Here is a 16,638-nt window from a genome sequence, read left to right on the forward strand (position 1 = left end):
GTGACTTGCCATATATGTTCGTTATTTTATTGGGTTGTCGATTGATAACCCAATTGGCGAATCGGATTGACTCACCGTGTTTCTCAATAAATACTCTTCGCTTTTTGCTGAAAAATAGTACAATAAATTTTGAAATAGTATCATCACGAACTTTTTTATTGGTCAAAAGCATTAAAATAGTGCATAATTCAACCAAGACAGTTAACGGATGAGCTAAGTGGTTTATATTCAACGTGATAAACAAGGTAATGTGTTCTCCATTTGCGAGCATGGACAGCCGGGAGATGAGCAACTTGATCTCGATCACCCCGATGTCATTGCGTTCCTGCATCGTTGTGAAGGAGAAGAAAAATTCAAATTACTTCAATCTGATTTACAATTGATTAGGGTTGTAGAGGATTTGATTGATGTCTTGATTAGTAAAAATATTATTACAATAACTGATTTTCCGCAGTCCGTTATTGAGAAATTATTAGCACGCCAGAGCTTCCGTAAACGATTAACTGGTTCTATAGGTATGGAGTTTGAGGATGATCAATAAGTTTTCCCGTTTTTTCCTGTTTGTTATCTGTGTGTTTTCAGTTGTTTCCTTATATGCGTCCGAACAGGACGATATGCTGGCCAGCGAAAAAAACACCATCGACATTTTTCAAAAATTTTCTCCCAAGGTTGTTTTTGTTCACCGTTTGTCCGAGGTTGCCAACCACTCTTATGAAAAAATGCACGTCACAACCGGTGCCGGCTCCGGCATTATCTGGGATGCCCAGGGACATATCGTGACCAATTTTCATGTCATCAAAGACGCAGACAAGTTAATGATCACCATAGATAATAAAACGGTGCCGGCGCGAGTCATCGGTGCCGAGCCACGTAAAGATATTGCCGTTTTACAAATTGCGTCGCCCAAAGCGTTACAGTCTCTGAAATCGTTTACCCCTTTTACGATGGCGTCGACTAATAATCTCCAGGTTGGTCAAAAAGTTATAGCTATCGGTAATCCTTTTGGATTGGATCATAGTTTGACGGTAGGTGTCATTTCAGCGCTAGGCCGTCAGGTTCCGGGAATTGGCGGCGTAACTATCCGGGATATGATTCAAACGGACGCCTCAATTAATCCGGGTAATTCCGGAGGGCCTTTGCTGGACAGTAAAGGCCGCTTGCTTGGTATGAATACGGTTATCTATTCCAATTCCGGGGCTTCGGCCGGTGTCGGTTTTGCCGTTCCTTCCGACGATATCCAGCGCATTGTGCCACAACTGATTAAAAATGGGCGTGTGATTTTATCCGGTTTGGGTATACATCGTGTGGAGCCAGGTATTGCTTCCCGATTAGGGGTGAGAAAGGGAATACTGATCGCGGAAGTTCTGCCGAACACCCCGGCTGCGGGAATTGGTTTAAGGGGCACACACCGCGATGGCTGGGGGCGGATTCAGCTAGGGGATGTGATAGTGGCTTTGAATGGGCATCCTGTGCGCAATTATGATGATCTTTATAATTTGTTAACGGACATTAAAGTGGGTGAGCGTGTTACCCTGACTGTCAACAGGCATAATAAAATGATCAATTACAAAATAAAAACCATCGACATCGCTGCGTATTAGGTACCGTTGAGTTTTTATTCCCTGAATGTAAAAATCGGGTTGGGTTGCCACAGCAACCAACCCGTAAAAAAGAACCAGTAATTGTTATTCTGATCTAACAGACGTCATCCTGTTATAAATTGTAACCATATTGTTTTTGATAGGCTTTCATGCGTTCCACTTCTCTGTCGGCACCTTCCGCAATCAGATAGTCAACCAAATCAAAAAAGGTGATGACGGACAACACCTTAATGCCCTGAGCTTCAATCTCATCCACTGCGGATCGATCGGTGATACCGCGCTCGCACCGATTCATGGCAATAACGACGGTAGTCAGATTTCCGCCATGTGCTTTAATATGTTCCTGCGATTCCCGAAACGCGGTGCCTGCCGAAATGACATCATCAATCATTACAGTATTGCCTTGTAGCGGGGCGCCAATGAGTTGGCCGCCTTCACCATGATCTTTTGTTTCCTTTCGGTTAAACGTCACCGTCGTATTAACGCCACGCTCGGCCAGAGCAATCGCTGTCGCTGTCGCAAGAGGCAAGCCTTTGTAGGCCGGTCCAAACAAATGCTGAAATTCGATTTGATTATCCAGGAGCGTTTTGGCATAAAAATGTCCAATATGACGCAGGGAGTCTCCTTGATAAAACATACCCGCATTAAAAAAATAGGGGCTTTTTCGACCTGATTTCAAGGTGAATTCACCAAATTTAAGAACATCGCAGGCTAGCGCCATCCGAATAAAAGCAGGTTTTGAGTATTCCATTTGGATATCCTGTACTAATTAAAAATAATAAATGACATCACTTCTTTAAAAAAATCGTTAACAATCAATAAAAAACTGATATGCTAATCACAGTGCCAGGTTGATTTGGCACGAGAAATGACATTGTAGCGCAAATTTAATAACAATAACGCTAAATTTTGATGCCTTTGTTTTTAAATTGTTCTGCAATGGATACCAGGCTCCGTGAACAACATGTTTTTACTGAGCCTAGAGTGTTAGATCTGCCTTCCAGGTAGAAAAGCTTAAGACAAAGGGGATAAGTGAATGTCGCAAAGAGAAAGTGGCCATGTTAAGTGGTTCAATGAAAAAAAAGGATTTGGATTTATTGTCAATCAACAAGGTGATGACATTTTTGTGCATTACAAAGATATTCAAGGTTCCGGATTTAAAACATTGCATGAAAACGATCCGGTAACGTTTATTCTTGATAAGGGTCCTAAAGGATTGAAAGCCCAGGATGTTATTGTTGTCTCTGAATAAATCTCATCCTGTAAATAACAAGATATTGATGCCGGATCATTTTGTCGGGCTTGCAATGGGAAACCCGACAAGATAAATCCGTGCATCCAGATTGGGTTGCCAATTGGCAACCCAATTTACAAAAAAATAAACAAGTCACGCATATTTTTTTACAGCCAGGAAAAGCAACGTGTACTGACCCTGTTATTTACAGAATGAAGAATACCCTGGATTCTATCACGATTCGCTTGACCGTTCCGGTATGGAGCCGTTATCATTCGCGCTTGGATAATCGGTTAAATTTAGTTCAAACTCATTATCAACGTATTTTGTAAAGCCGTTCAACAGGCTCTGTTATTGTGTTGGCAATGGATCACTCAGGCAGTATGAGCGTTTGCTGGTAAGGCTATGTGACGTAGTCAGTGTCCGATTGGTTAAGACAAATACCAGGGTGATATGAGTGGTGAACGGATGACAGGCGCAAAGGAATTATTATTGAGACGATAATACCAGGTGGAGAAACGGGAATGGACTCTGATAGACGTGTAGCCGTAATTACCGGTGCTGCAAGCGGAATTGGTCTGGCCTTGACCAAGGCTTGTATAGAACGGGGTTTTCATGTCGTTATGGCTGATAATTCGGTCAGTGAATTGTGTGACAGAGTGGAACAACTTTCTCTTGGCGCGCAAACGGATGTGCTTGGTGTTGTCTGTGATGTTGCCAAGCCGGAAAGTCTGAGGCATCTGGCCAAGCAGACGTTTGAACGGTTTAATCGGGTTGATTTTCTCTTTAACAACGCGGGAATCAGCGGCCATCTTGCTCCGATATGGGAGCTGGCCTGTGAACATATCCATAAGGTGATGGACGTCAATCTGTTTGGGGTTATCAATGGAATCCAGGCATTTCTGCCAACCATGTTCAAGCAGCCACACCGATCTCATATTATTAACATGGCCAGTTTGTATGGTTTGTGCAGCGGTTCTCAAATGTCGGCCTATGCGATGTCCAAACACGCTATTGTCGCACTGTCCGAATCACTGCATTTTGATTTACAACGCCTGGAAAAGCCGGTTTCCGTATCCGTGGTTTGCCCGTCTTTTGCCAACACCCGCCTTTTGATTAACTCAACACCGCTGCATTCCGATAAATTCCATGGCATGTTGAGCGATTTGATTGCCAGAAGCCGTCCTCCGGAAGACATTGCCGAGCATATACTTAATGAGGTGGCGAAAGATACCTTTTATATTTTACCGGATAAGGAAGTAAAAGATTATTGTGAACAACGTGCCCAGGCTATTATTGAGCAAAATGATCCGCATCAGCATAGCATTGAAAAAATTATTTCCTCATTAAGCAAGCGGGCGATGCCGGAGGAAACAGAATGAGGACACGCCCTGGTATTCTTATGGCTCGAAACAAATACGGATGATGAACTATGCTGAAACTGTTTGATGCACATTTCCATATTATTGATTATCAATTCCCCTTAGTTCCCAATCAATCTTATTTACCTCCCGAATTTACCGTGACGGATTATCGCAGACGTACCAGTTCTCTTAATATTAAGGGTGGAGTTATCGTATCCGGATCGTTTCAGGCTTTTGATCAATCCTATTTGCTGGCTGCCATGCACGCGCTTGGTCCGGGTTTTGTGGGTGTTTCACAATTACCGTCATCGGTCAGTGATGAGGAAATTCTGCGATTAGATAAGGCGGGAGTGCGCGCTATTCGTTTTAATATAAAGAGAGGCGGGCCGGAACAGATCGAGCACCTGCAAACAATGGCGCATCGTGTTTATGAGTTAGTCAGATGGCATACGGAACTTTATATCGACTCAGGCGCGCTCGGTGAGTTGCGTCATATCCTTGTCGGTTTGCCTGCCGTGAGTATCGATCATCTGGGTTTGTCAAAACAAGGATGGCGGGATCTGCTGGCACTGGTTGAGCACGGTGTGCGGGTTAAGGCATCCGGATTTGGCCGGGTTGATTTTGATGTGCGAAACGCTCTGAAAGACCTCGCTGCCATTAACCCTTCAGCTTTGATGTTTGGTACTGATTTGCCGTCGACACGGGCGCCTGATCCGTTTACGGATCAGGATATTACTCTGGTTCGGGAGGCATTGGACGAGGATTTGGCAGACAAGGCACTATTTCACAACGCCATGGCGTTTTATCGTATGAATGCTTCCCAGGTTCCGTGAACAAAAATTTTCACAGCTGCAAATACGGCTAATTGGCACCATTTTTTTGCGAAAAGGCGGTAGCCCGTAAGGAGGCCTGCGGCCGTATTGCGGGTTTGATGTGTCACTTATGAACGTTTTCCCGCTGTCGCGGCAATAACAAACCAGCAAGACAACTTCAGTGAAACGTTGTACTAGGTTCCGTGCGGATTATTATTGTGGCGGTAAGAACCGGCTTCCAATTCTTTTTCCTCGGAGGCCTGCCGTGATCGAACGCTTGCCTTTTTCCAGGGTACTGGAGCAAATAACGACGCAGACGTCGCTATGCTGACGCTGTCGGATGATGAGCGTTTTTCTTTAGACTCCACCATCAGATCAATCTCTGATGTTATGGTAAAATCCTCTTCTGTTTCGAATTTTCTCGTAGAGTTTTTCTTGCTTCGTCTTGGGGATGGTAAGGAAGTCAATGAGGGGAAGGAAGGCCATTTTTTCGGGAGCGCATGTTTAAAAAGAGAAAGCCCGCTACTTTGAGAAGCAGATCGTTCGCTGGATCCCGGGCGCTCAGATTTTTTTTCAATGGCTGGGGGCGGGCCAAGATGATAATCACGAACGCAATCAATAGGGGAGGTTAAAAGAAAACCGGCTTCCTGTGCGTCTTCATACGTTCGAACACAGCGCCCGCTACGGGTACTGGAGAGTCCAAACTCCTGGCATTTGGGCGATTCGATAGAAATTGCCGCTATTTTTTTTACGCTGTTTTTATAATCCTTATCTATTTGACCCAACCCGGTAATTGGTTTGTAGTAAGTAACAAGGGGTTCTGCACCGGGTCCTTGATAACCGCATACATGAAGCGTCACGTTATCTGGCAGCATAAGACGGTTGTTACTGAAATAATCATGCAAACCTGCAAGCAGGACTTCGCGATCATCAAAGAAATAAAAATCAATCGTATCGCTTGGGTGCTCACAGGCAAATTTATGGATTTGGGCATAAAGAATGGTCAGCTTGCTGTGGTCATGTAACCATTCCTTGCGATCCGCTTTCCTGAATTTATCCGGATCATAATCAAAGGAGGCTTCATCAAGCAGGGTCAGGGCATGGGCAAACGTAGTTCCGTCTTCCAAATCATTATACAGATCGGGCAGGAGAAAAGTATCCACGTCGGCTTTTAAATAGTCACCGATTTTTAAAAGACATGGATAGGACGAACCCGTTTCGTTGCTTGCCGCATTGTCATTGTCATCGCCAATCGATTGGCGGTTGGAATCTAAAAATACGGTCGTGCCATTATATTCTTCACCGGCTCTGGAAAATTCATCCAGTAGCGATCGATTGGCTTCTATGACATCAGGTTTTTCTGATGCGAGATAGGCTTTGTTAAAAAAACACCCGTCCATATCAACGGATATAGCGCGATATAATCCCATGTAGTTTCCAGAAATAACGTAAATTTGAATTTTAAAAGATGCGATTTAATCATAAAAATGATTAAAATGAAAGCAAATTGTTTGAAAAATCAATCTAAAAGTTATTTGATTTGCCCGGATTTTGTAGTTAACGCTCGTGTTACCTCGACGCCCAGGTTCAAATACTGTGTTGATACTGAGTATTAATATTTTAATTGGCTTTCCGGGCTTATAAATTGCTATATTGTTTAGAACGTCATCGTTTAGCTATAAACGAGTATTCAAGTTCCCGGAGTGTAGGTTCTGTGCACCAAATTTTCTTATGTTAAATGAGGGCCGGGGTATTCTCAAACAGCCTTTGACAGGGCTCGTTTCCAAATAACGCAGGAGTGTCCAATGAAAAAATGGATTTTCTTTATCGGTATGTTGCTTTGTTTTTCTAACTATGCCAGCACCATGCCCTCGTTTTATGGGGCGTTAAAAAAGGCGACAGTAAAGGACGCTACGATTGCTTATTACCGCTTTGGACATGGTAAACCGCTGGTCATGATTACGGGGCATGGCGATACGATGACCACCTGGCATCCGGCCTTGTTACAGCAACTAAGTAAAAACAGAGAAGTGATTATCTTTGATTTTCCAGGCGTTGGGCAGTCGACGACAAAAGAGGCGTTTCCCAACCGGATGCAACAATTTTCCAATATTGTTCATGAATTTATTGCAACGCAACAATTACAAAAGCCCGATGTTCTGGGATTTTCGATGGGCGGCAGTGTTCTGCTTTTTCTGGCTACGCAACACGGCGAAATGTATGATCATTTTATCGTTGTCGGAGGAAAAGCCGGTGGACAACAAACCGTGTTACCGGAGGCAAAATATTTTAACATGCTAAGCGATCCCAACCTGACTCCGGAGCAAATGGTCACGACGCTTTTATTTCCTCCGAGTGCAAGAAAGGAAGCCATCCGTTTTCTGAAAACCGTGAGCACTATCCCGCAAGAAACGATGAACCATCAAGCCATTCAGGCACAAGGCGAAGCGGTGACGCATGAAAACAAAGGTTCCGGGATTTGGGATAAACTGCCCGGTATTAAAAATAAGGTGATGATTCTCAACGGCATGCAGGATGTGCTGACCCCGGTTAAGAATGCCGTCATGATTGCGGATGCGATTCCTGGTTCCTGGCTGGTTCGTATACAAGGTGCCGGACATGGCGTGCTTTTTCAAAAACCGCATTACTGTGCGAAACTGATTGAGTTGTTTCTGGAATATTAAACATATTGAGTCGATGCCAGGGAGACGGGATGATTAAAGGGTTTGCGGTGGTGCTTGTTATGATTTTTGCTTTGGGAACGACCGTCTCCCGGGCAGAAAAGCCTTCCACACCGGAGTCCAAAATATCATTATTCACCATCAGTCCGGAACTTCTGTACGGATTATGGCGCGTCCATCAATTTTATGGAGACCCCAATATGGTAAGGGGTCCTGTGACCGACAGGAGTTTTTTGCTGGGTAATTTAGGTGGTATTCGGGATGATTTGTTTGACAAGGGATTTATTATTGATACAAACATCACTCAATTTCTGAATAGCAACCTTGCCGGCGGTGTTCGTCATGACATTTGGCGAAATGATGGAAGTTCCGATTATCTCATTGCCTGGGATTCCGGTAAGGCCGGGGTTTGGTCCGGTGGCGGGATCCTTCTTCATGGGGAGTCCTCCTGGCAGGCGCAGAGAAGCATCAACCCCGACGTTGGTTCCGTTCTTCCGGCCAACTACGATGCGACCATGCCGGTTCCCAGGCATTCAGAGACGACCCTTTCCGAAGCTTATCTGGTGCAAGCGCTGCCTGAAAACCTGATTTTTTTAATTGGAAAAATAAACTTTGCGGGTTTGGCTGATCAAAATGTTTTTGCCAATAATGAAAATTTCCAGTTTGATTATGCGGGATTAGTGAATAATCCCATGTTGGGTGCGTTTGTACCCTATACTCCGTTAGGAACCGGGATTATCTGGGTACCCAATAAACAGCATACACTGGCGGTCATTGCTCTGGATGCCAATGGCAAAGCCAGTACCACCGGTTTTAATACGGCGTTTGACGGGCAATACACATATGGGGTGCAGTATCAATACACCACCGAACTGTGGAATGTTTTGCCGGGAAATTATCGCATTATAGGTGGTTATACAACCAAGCCGCCCATCAGTTTTGCTATCGATCAACGGCAATTACTGGCCGAATTAATCGGTGTTATACCGATTGCGCGGAAAAATAATAATTACGGTATTTTGGTTAATTTTGATCAGTATTTATGGGTTATGGATAATCATCACCAGGCTGCTACCAAATTTGCCAAGGGTGATGATCAGCCCTCTCGAAAAGGCATTCCTCCATTGGGGTTTGGTTTGTATGGACGCGCAGGGTGGAGTCCGGATGATCGCAATGTCATAAGCCAGTTTTATAGTGCGGGGCTGGGAGGGTACGGATTGATGTTTGCCAACCGTCCTGACGATAATTGGGGAATCGGTTATGCCTATACGTATTTCTCAAACAAACTGGTTCGTTTGCTGCAGCCTTTACGAATGGCAAACAGCGAAAAGGGATTTGAGGTATTTTATAATTACGCCCTGTTACCTTCGACAAAAATCACCCTAAATAGCCAGGTAATACGTTCGCCTTTCAGCGTCAGAAAAACAGCGTACACCGGAGGGGTGCGGTTACGAGTCATGTTGTAGCGATTAAAATGTACAGAGCCTAGCCATCCAAATTATAAATAATCTGGAAATTCGAGAAGATAATTTTATTTTTTATTGTTCCAAAGGTTTTGAAGGTTTCTTCATCGATTTTCACTGTATTCGTATTAAAACCATAACCAAACAATCCTCGTAATGTAAATGATTTTGTTATTTTTTTGCTGGCTATAAATCCGGTCGAGAAGATATTACCGGCCAGGGCAAAATTACTTTCCCCGAGTTTGGTGGGGGTGAAATCTTTTGTGGCGTAAAAACTGAACGCGTATTCATTGGAGAGCTGATACCGGCTTAAAAAAAGGAAACGATTGGTATTACGGTAATTGAGAGGAATGGGAATGAACGCATTCGGTAGGGAAATGCTGGTATATTTGAATTCCTGCCAGAAGGTGCGCATCACGCCGAGCCTGACCATGAGTTTTTCGTCAAAGCGATGGGTCAGGGCAGCGGTCAAGGTGTCCGGGATCACAAGCAATGTTTGAGAAAGTGTGGGGGCGCTGACGTTTTTAAACGAGCTGGTTCCGGTGATTTTTCCGGTATTTCTGCTGAAATAAGCCACATCAAGAAACGTGTTTTTGTTGAACAAATAGATAGCCCCAAGCGCATAGCTCCATGCGACATCATTTCCCTGCAAATTGAATATGGTCGGAGTGGAGGATATGGTAAAAGGCACAACCAGGTTCAGTTCGAGCTGGTAACGGACTATATTTAATCCTGCACCAAGCCACAGGTTTTTAGACAACTGTATCGCCAGATTGGGGTGGATAGATGCGGTACGGATGTTTTCCCGATTATACAAGCCGGGAATGTTATCTTTTGATAGCTTATAGTCAATAATAACACGATAAGGTTCGCTGATGGCCAGGCCAAAAGCGAGTTTTGGATGCAACCGGTATATGACACGGGCATAGGGCGATACCACGAGTGGATTGCTTGTCGCTTTTTTGGGATTGCCGTTGACGGTTCCTTGAAATGGAATTTTAGGATTATAGATAATGGATCCCGTGGAAACACGCAATTTTTTTACAAAAAGATTATTAGCCGGATTAATATAGTTGATGCCGTCAAACACCTGGCCATTGGCACAAAAAGCATGTTGCCATAATGATAGCCACGTTACAAGAAAACATATCCGTATGAACAAGATTTTTAGCATGTTATCAGGTTGAAAATTTACGAAAAATCATATTTAAAAATCCTTTTTTATTTATATTATTTTTATGGTATTGCTCAATAAAATATTGTTTGTTTGGAAGAAACATTCTGTTATTCTAAGGTTATATGGTTCATAACTCAAGACAAAGGATAAATTGATGATCAATATCGAAAAAATGAAAAAAAGTGTTGCAGGGCTGTTGTTTTTTTCTATTGCTTCTGTGCCTGCCGTTCAGGCTTGCACAGGCAGCAAAATACAAGCCAGAGACGGCTCGGTTGTATTTGCAAGAACCATGGAGTTTGGTGCTGAAATTGATTCGGATGTTGTGGTTATTCCCAGACATTATGAGTTAAAAGCTACTTCCCCATATGAGGGTAAAAATTTGGTATGGAAATCGAAATATGCTGCTATGGGTATGAACGCAAAATCTTTGCCACTCATTATTGAAGGCGTCAATGAAAAAGGGTTGCGGGTGGGGACTTTTTACTTTCCTGGGTTTGCCGGTTATCAGCAGGTCACGCCTGAACAGGCTGCCAATTCCGTTAGTTCGGTTGATGTCGGGGTATGGTTGCTTTCAAATTTTGCGAGTATCGCTGAAGCGAAGGCGGGACTGCAATCCATCAAGGTTTCTAATGCCATTTTCAAGCCTTGGGGATTTTCCCTGCCGCTCCATTATGTCATCAGTGAGCCTGATGGCAAAAGTCTGATTGTAGAGTACATGGATGGCAAGATGAACCTCTATGATGATGAACTTGGCGTACTAACGAACGCGCCTGAATTTGCCTGGCATTTGACTAATTTGCGTAATTACGTCAATTTGAAGCCGGAAGATGTGTCTGAAAACAGTATTCCCAATCTGCCTTTAAAAGATTTGGGCCTGGGATCCGGGATGCTGGGTTTACCGGGTGATTTTACATCGCCATCGCGATTTGTCCGCGCGGCTTTGTTTACAGCAACCATGCCTCCTTCTGAAAATGGCCATGAAGCCGTATTGGAATTGTTTCATTTATTGAATAATTTTGATGTTCCCAAAGGAGTTGTCGTAGAAAAAATGAAAGGTGAAACATACTATGATCACACTCAATGGACCAGCGCAATTGACCTTAAGAAGAAACAGTTGTTTGTTCACACCTACGAGGACAGAAATTTAAAAATGATCGATTTATCAAAATTTGACTTGAATGCCAAAACCATAAAAGTTATTAAATTGAAAAGTGCTACGGCGATTAGCGACGTATCATCATCGGTTGTCGATTTTACTTCCTGAAAATCAAGCGGCAGGAGACAGAATAAAGAGTCTGTAAAATTTTCTGTGTAACTAGCCATTCCATTATTCAGTAACTCTATCACCGAATTCGATCATAAACCGATTCATAGCTGGCTTCCAGTTGTGGATCGGCATTGTCCATTTCCGAGCAATTCGTTCAATCGCAAGATAGAGCAATTTAAAAACTGATTCGTCAGATGGGAACATTCTTTTATTTTTAATTACCTTTCGCAAAGTCATATTCAACGATTCGATGGCATTTGTCGTATATATGGCTCGACGGATGTCAGCTGGATAATCAAAAAATGGGGTAATACGTATCCAGTCTCTGCGCCATGAGGAGCTTATGGATGGGTATTGGTCGTCCCATTTCTCAGAAAATGCTTCCAGCGCCATTTCAGCCTCAATGAGTGTTTTGGCACTGTAGATTGTTTTTAAATCAGCAGCAAGGATTTTACGGTCTTTCCAGCTGACATAAGCCAATGAATTTCGAATTTTGTGTACAATGCAAAGCTGAACTTTAGCGTGTGGATATACTGTTTCAATGGCTTCTGGAAATCCAGTAAGTCCATCAACACACGCAATAAATATTTCATCCAGGCCACGATTTTTTATATCTGTCAGTACGTTTAGCCAAAATTTTGCGCCTTCATTTTGGCTAATCCACATGCCCAGAAGTTCTTTGTAGCCATCTGTATTAACACCCAATGCCAAATAGACGGATTTGTTAATAATACCTTTGTCAGTCTTTACTTTAACGACAATACAATCCAAATAAACAATGGGGAAGCAACTATCCAGAGGCCTTGCCTGCCAGGCACGTACATCTGATAAAACCGCGTCTGTCACGCTTGAAATCAATGTGGGTGATATGGTTGTACCATAGATTTCTTCAAGCTCGCTTTGGATGTCGCGTGTACTTAAACCTCGGGCATAAAATGAAATGATTTTTTCATCAAGACCATCAAAGCGGGTAGCGTATTTAGGGATAATATGAGGTTCAAATGTGCCTGTTCGGTCACGTGGCACCGCAATTTCCATTTCGCCTTCATTAACCTGAATAGTCTTCTTGCTGTACCCATTACGACTGTTGCTCTTGCGTTCAACAGCCTTGGCATGCTTGTCATAGCCTAAATGATGCGTAAGTTCTCCGGATAGCGCAGCCTCTAAGCCTCGACGCTTTAGCTGTTTAAAAAACTCAGTGAAGTCTTCTTGCGTTTTACACGTCTTGGCTATTTCCTTGGCCAATTCATCTATATCATGAGTCATAGTTTGTCTCTTCTTCAATGCCTGTCTGAAAATAGGCAGATTATATACTATGACCAATTACACAAAATTATTTACAGACCCAGAATAAAGCAAGGCCTCTTTTTCGAGAGGCCTTTTTTTATATATAAAATTTCACAATAATACCATTATTCAAGCAAAACAATGTTTGCATCTTTTTTTAGTCGGATGCAAAATATATTTTAGAAGAAAATTCGGCTCTAAAATCTCCTGGATTTCCTGTATTTATTTTGTAATAAAAACTTAAATTTATCGATACTGAATATCGATTTTTTAATTGGTTTTCTGAGCTTGTAAACCATTATAATTCTGGAATTAATGTCCATATAGTCACAGGTTCTGTGAGCCAATTTTTTCCGATCGAAACCAAGGCAACTATTGCTGCACAATAAATAATAATTTCTAGTGGCCTGTCATGAAGGCTTCGCTGTAATGCGGGATAACATTCCTAATTGGCATATCAAACCCGCAATACGGCCGCAGGCCTCCTTACGGGCTACTGCTTTTTCGCAAAAAATAGTGCGAAGAAAATTTTGATTCACGGAGCCTAGAGTAGACTAATTTTTTAGAAGCTCAAAGAATCGAGTGTTTCAGAAATATTTTTCATTGTTTTTCGTAGCCATGAGTGTCCTGGATCATTATCATGTCTTGGGTGCCAATATTGATGACATACGAAGCAGTCGTATTCAAAAGGCACTTTAAGGGCGGTAATTCCGGCGGAATTTTCAAATCTATCCACAAGCCTTTTAATTGTTAATGTCAGGTACGTTGTACCGGACAGCGATAGAAACGGAGTCAATCCGGTCCCAACATTAATGGAAACGGGTTTGTTGAGTCTAAGCCGCGAGAGATACTTCTTCATATAATTTTCAAAGGGCGTGCCAGTTAATGAAAATTGAATCAAGGGATATTTGATCAATTCATCAATGTTCCAGTCCGGAGCAGAACAGGCCGGATGATTTTTGCAACACGCAATGACCGCATTGTCTTTAAACAAGAGTTGCCGTTTCAGGTTTTGTGGAACATTTTCAAAAAAACCTACAACAAGATCCATTTGATGTTGTTCAAAATATTCCAGGGAATCCAGGTATCTTGGGTGGATAATCTTTATCTGCACATTCGGAGCGTCGGATGAAAGGCGTTTCATTAGCGGTTGAAGCAGCAGTGCCGATATAAGATCAGTCATTCCTATGCGAAAGATTCTTTGAGAGCTGGCAGGATGAAAGGAGTCCTGCTGATTAAAAACCTGGTCTATTTTACTCATTATGCTATGTACGTCATCCGCGAGTGAAGATGCCAGGGGTGTAAGCTGCATAATCTTGTATTGCCCGGGCACCAGAAGTTCGTCGTCAAAGACTTCTCTTAACTGTTTTAAAAAACCACTCATGGACGATTGGCTTACCCCGACCGTCTTGGCGGCAATAGTCACATTGCGGGCTCGAATCAGGGCGCTTAGCGCGCGAAGAAGGTTTAAGTTCAGTGTGTTAATGTCCATTAAGTTTCTCAAATTATTTTTTTAAGCAATAGCATATATTTCAGCGTTTGCATTGGTTCTGACAGGAGCAGGTGTTAGAGCTTGCAATGTTTAAATATGTTGCACCGCAAATACGAAGTGTAACTTAAATTGCCCTTCGTATTATTGATAATGACTATCGAGTATTTGATTGATCTGTCTTTGGTTGCAACGTTCTTTGCAAAACGCTGTAAGAGGGGATGCTGTTGCTTAAAAGGAACTTGAGAAACTCTGATGTAGTCTAATTTTCCAGAGGCTCGGGGAATCAAGGGTTTCGGAAAAGCTTTTTATGATTTTTCGTAGCTACGAATGTCCCTGTACCCGGGTTTTTTCCAATTAGGCCAGTGTTAAAGATCATGCTGTTTGCCCCTGAGCTGCGTTTATAATTGTACGCTCAAGCTAGCTACAATACTGTGGGTTTCATAGCCCGATGTAAATGTAGACCCGGAGATGCCAGCAATCGTTGCTCCGCTACCACTGAATGTGAATGTTGGATTGGTTGTCCCAAGATAACGATAATCGAGATCGATGGCTATAGTTGGTGTAATATTATAGCGACCACCAGCGATTCCCTGATAGCCAAATTGCCAATCCGTTGCATCGTCGCATCGGCCAATTGGAACTGTCCATTGATCATTTTGTGCAACGGCACCAATCCCCGCACCAATATGTGGGGTTAATAATAATCCATCAAATTGGAAATCGTAGATTACATTTGTTATCAGAGCATAGGCCGTACGGGTGCCGCTTGCGGGAACTGTTGCTGGGGGAACGCCGTCTGTAATACTAATTATCCGATTGTGTTGATAACGGAACTCCTCTTCAAGTCGCAATCCTGCCCACCGATAACCACCACGCACGCCAACATTATAACCATCCTTAAAGTATTCACTAAGTATACCTACCCTTGGTAAGGATGCAGGACCACTCTGCGGGCTTTCAATTTTGGTCCATCCGCCCTCAACACCTGCATACCAACCATTATTGCTTAATATGCCCTTTATTCCTGATTCTCCTGCCTGCACGTCCATATAATTCAATGTCAATATCATGGCAACGCTGAATGCGTAGTAATTTTTCATTCTATTGCTCCATACGTCTAATTTTTCAGGCTAATCCATTTTATTTTCCTTATCAACCAAGGTACATAAAATCCAGCGATTCCTGTTTAGGATCTAGGCAGTCAGCCAGTCCCGTGCCGGTAAAAACTCCGTATACAGCAATGATTCCTTGCTGCCTTTTTCAGGTTGCCAGTCGTATTGCCAGCACACTTCAGGTGGAAGCGACATCAGGATGGATTCCGTTCTTCCTCCGGACTGCAAGCCGAACAAGGTTCCCCGATCATAGACGAGATTGAATTCCACGTAACGCCCGCGCCTGTAGCGTTGAAAATCTTTTTCCCGCTGACCAAACACCTGATCTTTTCTTTTATGTACAATCGGGACGTAGGCTTCAAGAAAATGATCACCGATGCTTTTCATAAATGAAAAACCATGCGTGAATCCACCTTCATTAAAGTCATCAAAAAACAGCCCGCCTATGCCTCGTGCTTCCTGACGGTGTTTCAGATAGAAATAACGATCGCACCATTCCTTAAAACGTGGATAGATATCCTCGCCAAACGGCTGACAGGCTTTTCTCGCCGTTTGATGCCAGTGCCGGCAATCTTCATAAAAACCGTAATAAGGGGTTAAGTCAAACCCGCCGCCAAACCACCAGACTGGTGCTTCTCCCGGTTTTTCCGCCACAAAAAAACGAACATTGGCATGTGTGGTGGGCACGTACGGATTATCCGGATGAATAACCAGAGAAACACCCAGAGCCGTGAATTGCCGCCCGGCTATTTCAGGACGGGACACACTTGCGGATGCGGGTAGCTGTTCTCCGCTGACATGCGAAAAATTTACGCCCGCCCTGGAAAACACCTGACCGTCTTGCAACACCCGGGTAAGCCCGCCTCCCCCCTCAGGGCGCCCCCAGGCGTCCTCCCTGAACAGAGTCTTTCCATCCAGCGATTCAAGCGTGGTGCAAATACGCTGTTGCAGTTGTAAAAGATAGTCCCGTACCAGCGCAACGGCATTGTCCGGTAAAGACAGGGAATGTTCAGATGAAGCATGACGAATTTCAGATGTGTTCATACGAGTAATGTGGTTGATTGCAGACAGGCTGATTTTACACGATTTTGAAGTATTCGGCGTATAAATGTCTCATAAATTGGCATGGCAATTGCTTTATCGGTGAT

Annotated in this window: 15 protein-coding genes; 8 read left to right on the forward strand and 7 right to left on the reverse strand. The window is 43.3% G+C overall.

Annotation, left to right across the window (positions count from 1 at the left end; genetic code table 11):
• Positions 1-217 precede the first annotated feature (217 nt).
• Together CKW05_RS06030 and CKW05_RS06035 are read left to right on the forward strand one after the other, a co-directional pair.
• A complete protein-coding gene (locus CKW05_RS06030) occupies positions 218-541 on the forward strand; it encodes a hypothetical protein (RefSeq protein WP_058483608.1) in 324 nt (107 codons plus the stop codon).
• Positions 525-1,601 (forward strand): S1C family serine protease, encoded by a 1,077-nt coding sequence (locus tag CKW05_RS06035; protein ID WP_408606983.1) that lies wholly within the window; start codon positions 525-527, stop codon positions 1,599-1,601. Before CKW05_RS06030 ends, CKW05_RS06035 begins: the two co-directional genes overlap by 17 nt.
• Positions 1,602-1,713: 112 nt before the next feature.
• Here CKW05_RS06035 and pyrE read toward each other — a convergent pair whose 3' ends face one another.
• Entirely contained in the window at positions 1,714-2,352 is a 639-nt protein-coding gene (gene pyrE / locus CKW05_RS06040; protein WP_058483606.1) for an orotate phosphoribosyltransferase, read from the reverse strand.
• Between the two features lie 285 nt (positions 2,353-2,637).
• Here pyrE and CKW05_RS06045 point away from each other — a divergent pair, with 285 nt between their 5' ends.
• From CKW05_RS06045 to CKW05_RS06060, 3 genes are all read left to right on the forward strand, one after another.
• A complete protein-coding gene (locus CKW05_RS06045; protein WP_058483605.1) occupies positions 2,638-2,853 on the forward strand; it encodes a cold-shock protein in 216 nt (71 codons plus the stop codon).
• Between the two features lie 506 nt (positions 2,854-3,359).
• Positions 3,360-4,217: an SDR family NAD(P)-dependent oxidoreductase gene (locus tag CKW05_RS06055; protein WP_058483603.1), complete on the forward strand. Its 858-nt coding sequence runs from the start codon at positions 3,360-3,362 to the stop codon at positions 4,215-4,217.
• 50 nt (positions 4,218-4,267) lie between these two features.
• The gene (locus tag CKW05_RS06060) at positions 4,268-5,032 is read left to right on the forward strand and encodes an amidohydrolase family protein (protein ID WP_058483602.1); all 765 of its coding nucleotides are present in this window, start codon (positions 4,268-4,270) and stop codon (positions 5,030-5,032) included.
• A gap of 173 nt (positions 5,033-5,205) precedes the next feature.
• On the opposite strand, the gene CKW05_RS06065 is transcribed toward CKW05_RS06060, so the two are convergent.
• Positions 5,206-6,441, reverse strand: a complete 1,236-nt coding sequence (locus CKW05_RS06065; RefSeq protein ID WP_058483601.1) for a hypothetical protein — start codon at positions 6,439-6,441, stop codon at positions 5,206-5,208.
• A gap of 375 nt (positions 6,442-6,816) precedes the next feature.
• On the opposite strand from CKW05_RS06065, the gene CKW05_RS06070 reads away from it, so the two are divergent.
• Together CKW05_RS06070 and CKW05_RS06075 are read left to right on the forward strand one after the other, a co-directional pair.
• The gene (locus CKW05_RS06070) at positions 6,817-7,695 is read left to right on the forward strand and encodes an alpha/beta fold hydrolase (protein ID WP_058483600.1); all 879 of its coding nucleotides are present in this window, start codon (positions 6,817-6,819) and stop codon (positions 7,693-7,695) included.
• A 29-nt stretch (positions 7,696-7,724) separates the two neighbouring features.
• The gene (locus CKW05_RS06075) at positions 7,725-9,158 is read left to right on the forward strand and encodes a carbohydrate porin (protein ID WP_058483599.1); all 1,434 of its coding nucleotides are present in this window, start codon (positions 7,725-7,727) and stop codon (positions 9,156-9,158) included.
• Between the two features lie 19 nt (positions 9,159-9,177).
• Here CKW05_RS06075 and CKW05_RS06080 read toward each other — a convergent pair whose 3' ends face one another.
• Positions 9,178-10,329, reverse strand: a complete 1,152-nt coding sequence (locus CKW05_RS06080; RefSeq protein ID WP_058483598.1) for an OmpP1/FadL family transporter — start codon at positions 10,327-10,329, stop codon at positions 9,178-9,180.
• A gap of 157 nt (positions 10,330-10,486) precedes the next feature.
• On the opposite strand from CKW05_RS06080, the gene CKW05_RS06085 reads away from it, so the two are divergent.
• The gene (locus tag CKW05_RS06085) at positions 10,487-11,596 is read left to right on the forward strand and encodes a linear amide C-N hydrolase (protein ID WP_058483597.1); all 1,110 of its coding nucleotides are present in this window, start codon (positions 10,487-10,489) and stop codon (positions 11,594-11,596) included.
• Between the two features lie 63 nt (positions 11,597-11,659).
• Here CKW05_RS06085 and CKW05_RS06090 read toward each other — a convergent pair whose 3' ends face one another.
• From CKW05_RS06090 to hemF, 4 genes are all read right to left on the reverse strand, one after another.
• Entirely contained in the window at positions 11,660-12,865 is a 1,206-nt protein-coding gene (locus tag CKW05_RS06090) for an IS256 family transposase (RefSeq protein WP_095140585.1), read from the reverse strand.
• A gap of 583 nt (positions 12,866-13,448) precedes the next feature.
• Positions 13,449-14,378: a LysR family transcriptional regulator gene (locus CKW05_RS06095; protein WP_058483313.1), complete on the reverse strand. Its 930-nt coding sequence runs from the start codon at positions 14,376-14,378 to the stop codon at positions 13,449-13,451.
• Positions 14,379-14,776: 398 nt separating this feature from the next.
• Complete coding sequence (locus CKW05_RS06100) at positions 14,777-15,478, reverse strand: outer membrane protein (protein ID WP_058483314.1); 702 nt, start codon at positions 15,476-15,478, stop codon at positions 14,777-14,779.
• A 93-nt stretch (positions 15,479-15,571) separates the two neighbouring features.
• A complete protein-coding gene (hemF, locus tag CKW05_RS06105) occupies positions 15,572-16,534 on the reverse strand; it encodes an oxygen-dependent coproporphyrinogen oxidase (RefSeq protein WP_058483315.1) in 963 nt (320 codons plus the stop codon).
• Positions 16,535-16,638: the final 104 nt, after the last annotated feature.

The sequence above is a fragment of the Legionella spiritensis genome (assembly GCF_900186965.1).
Taxonomy (GTDB): Bacteria; Pseudomonadota; Gammaproteobacteria; order Legionellales; family Legionellaceae; genus Legionella_C; species Legionella_C spiritensis.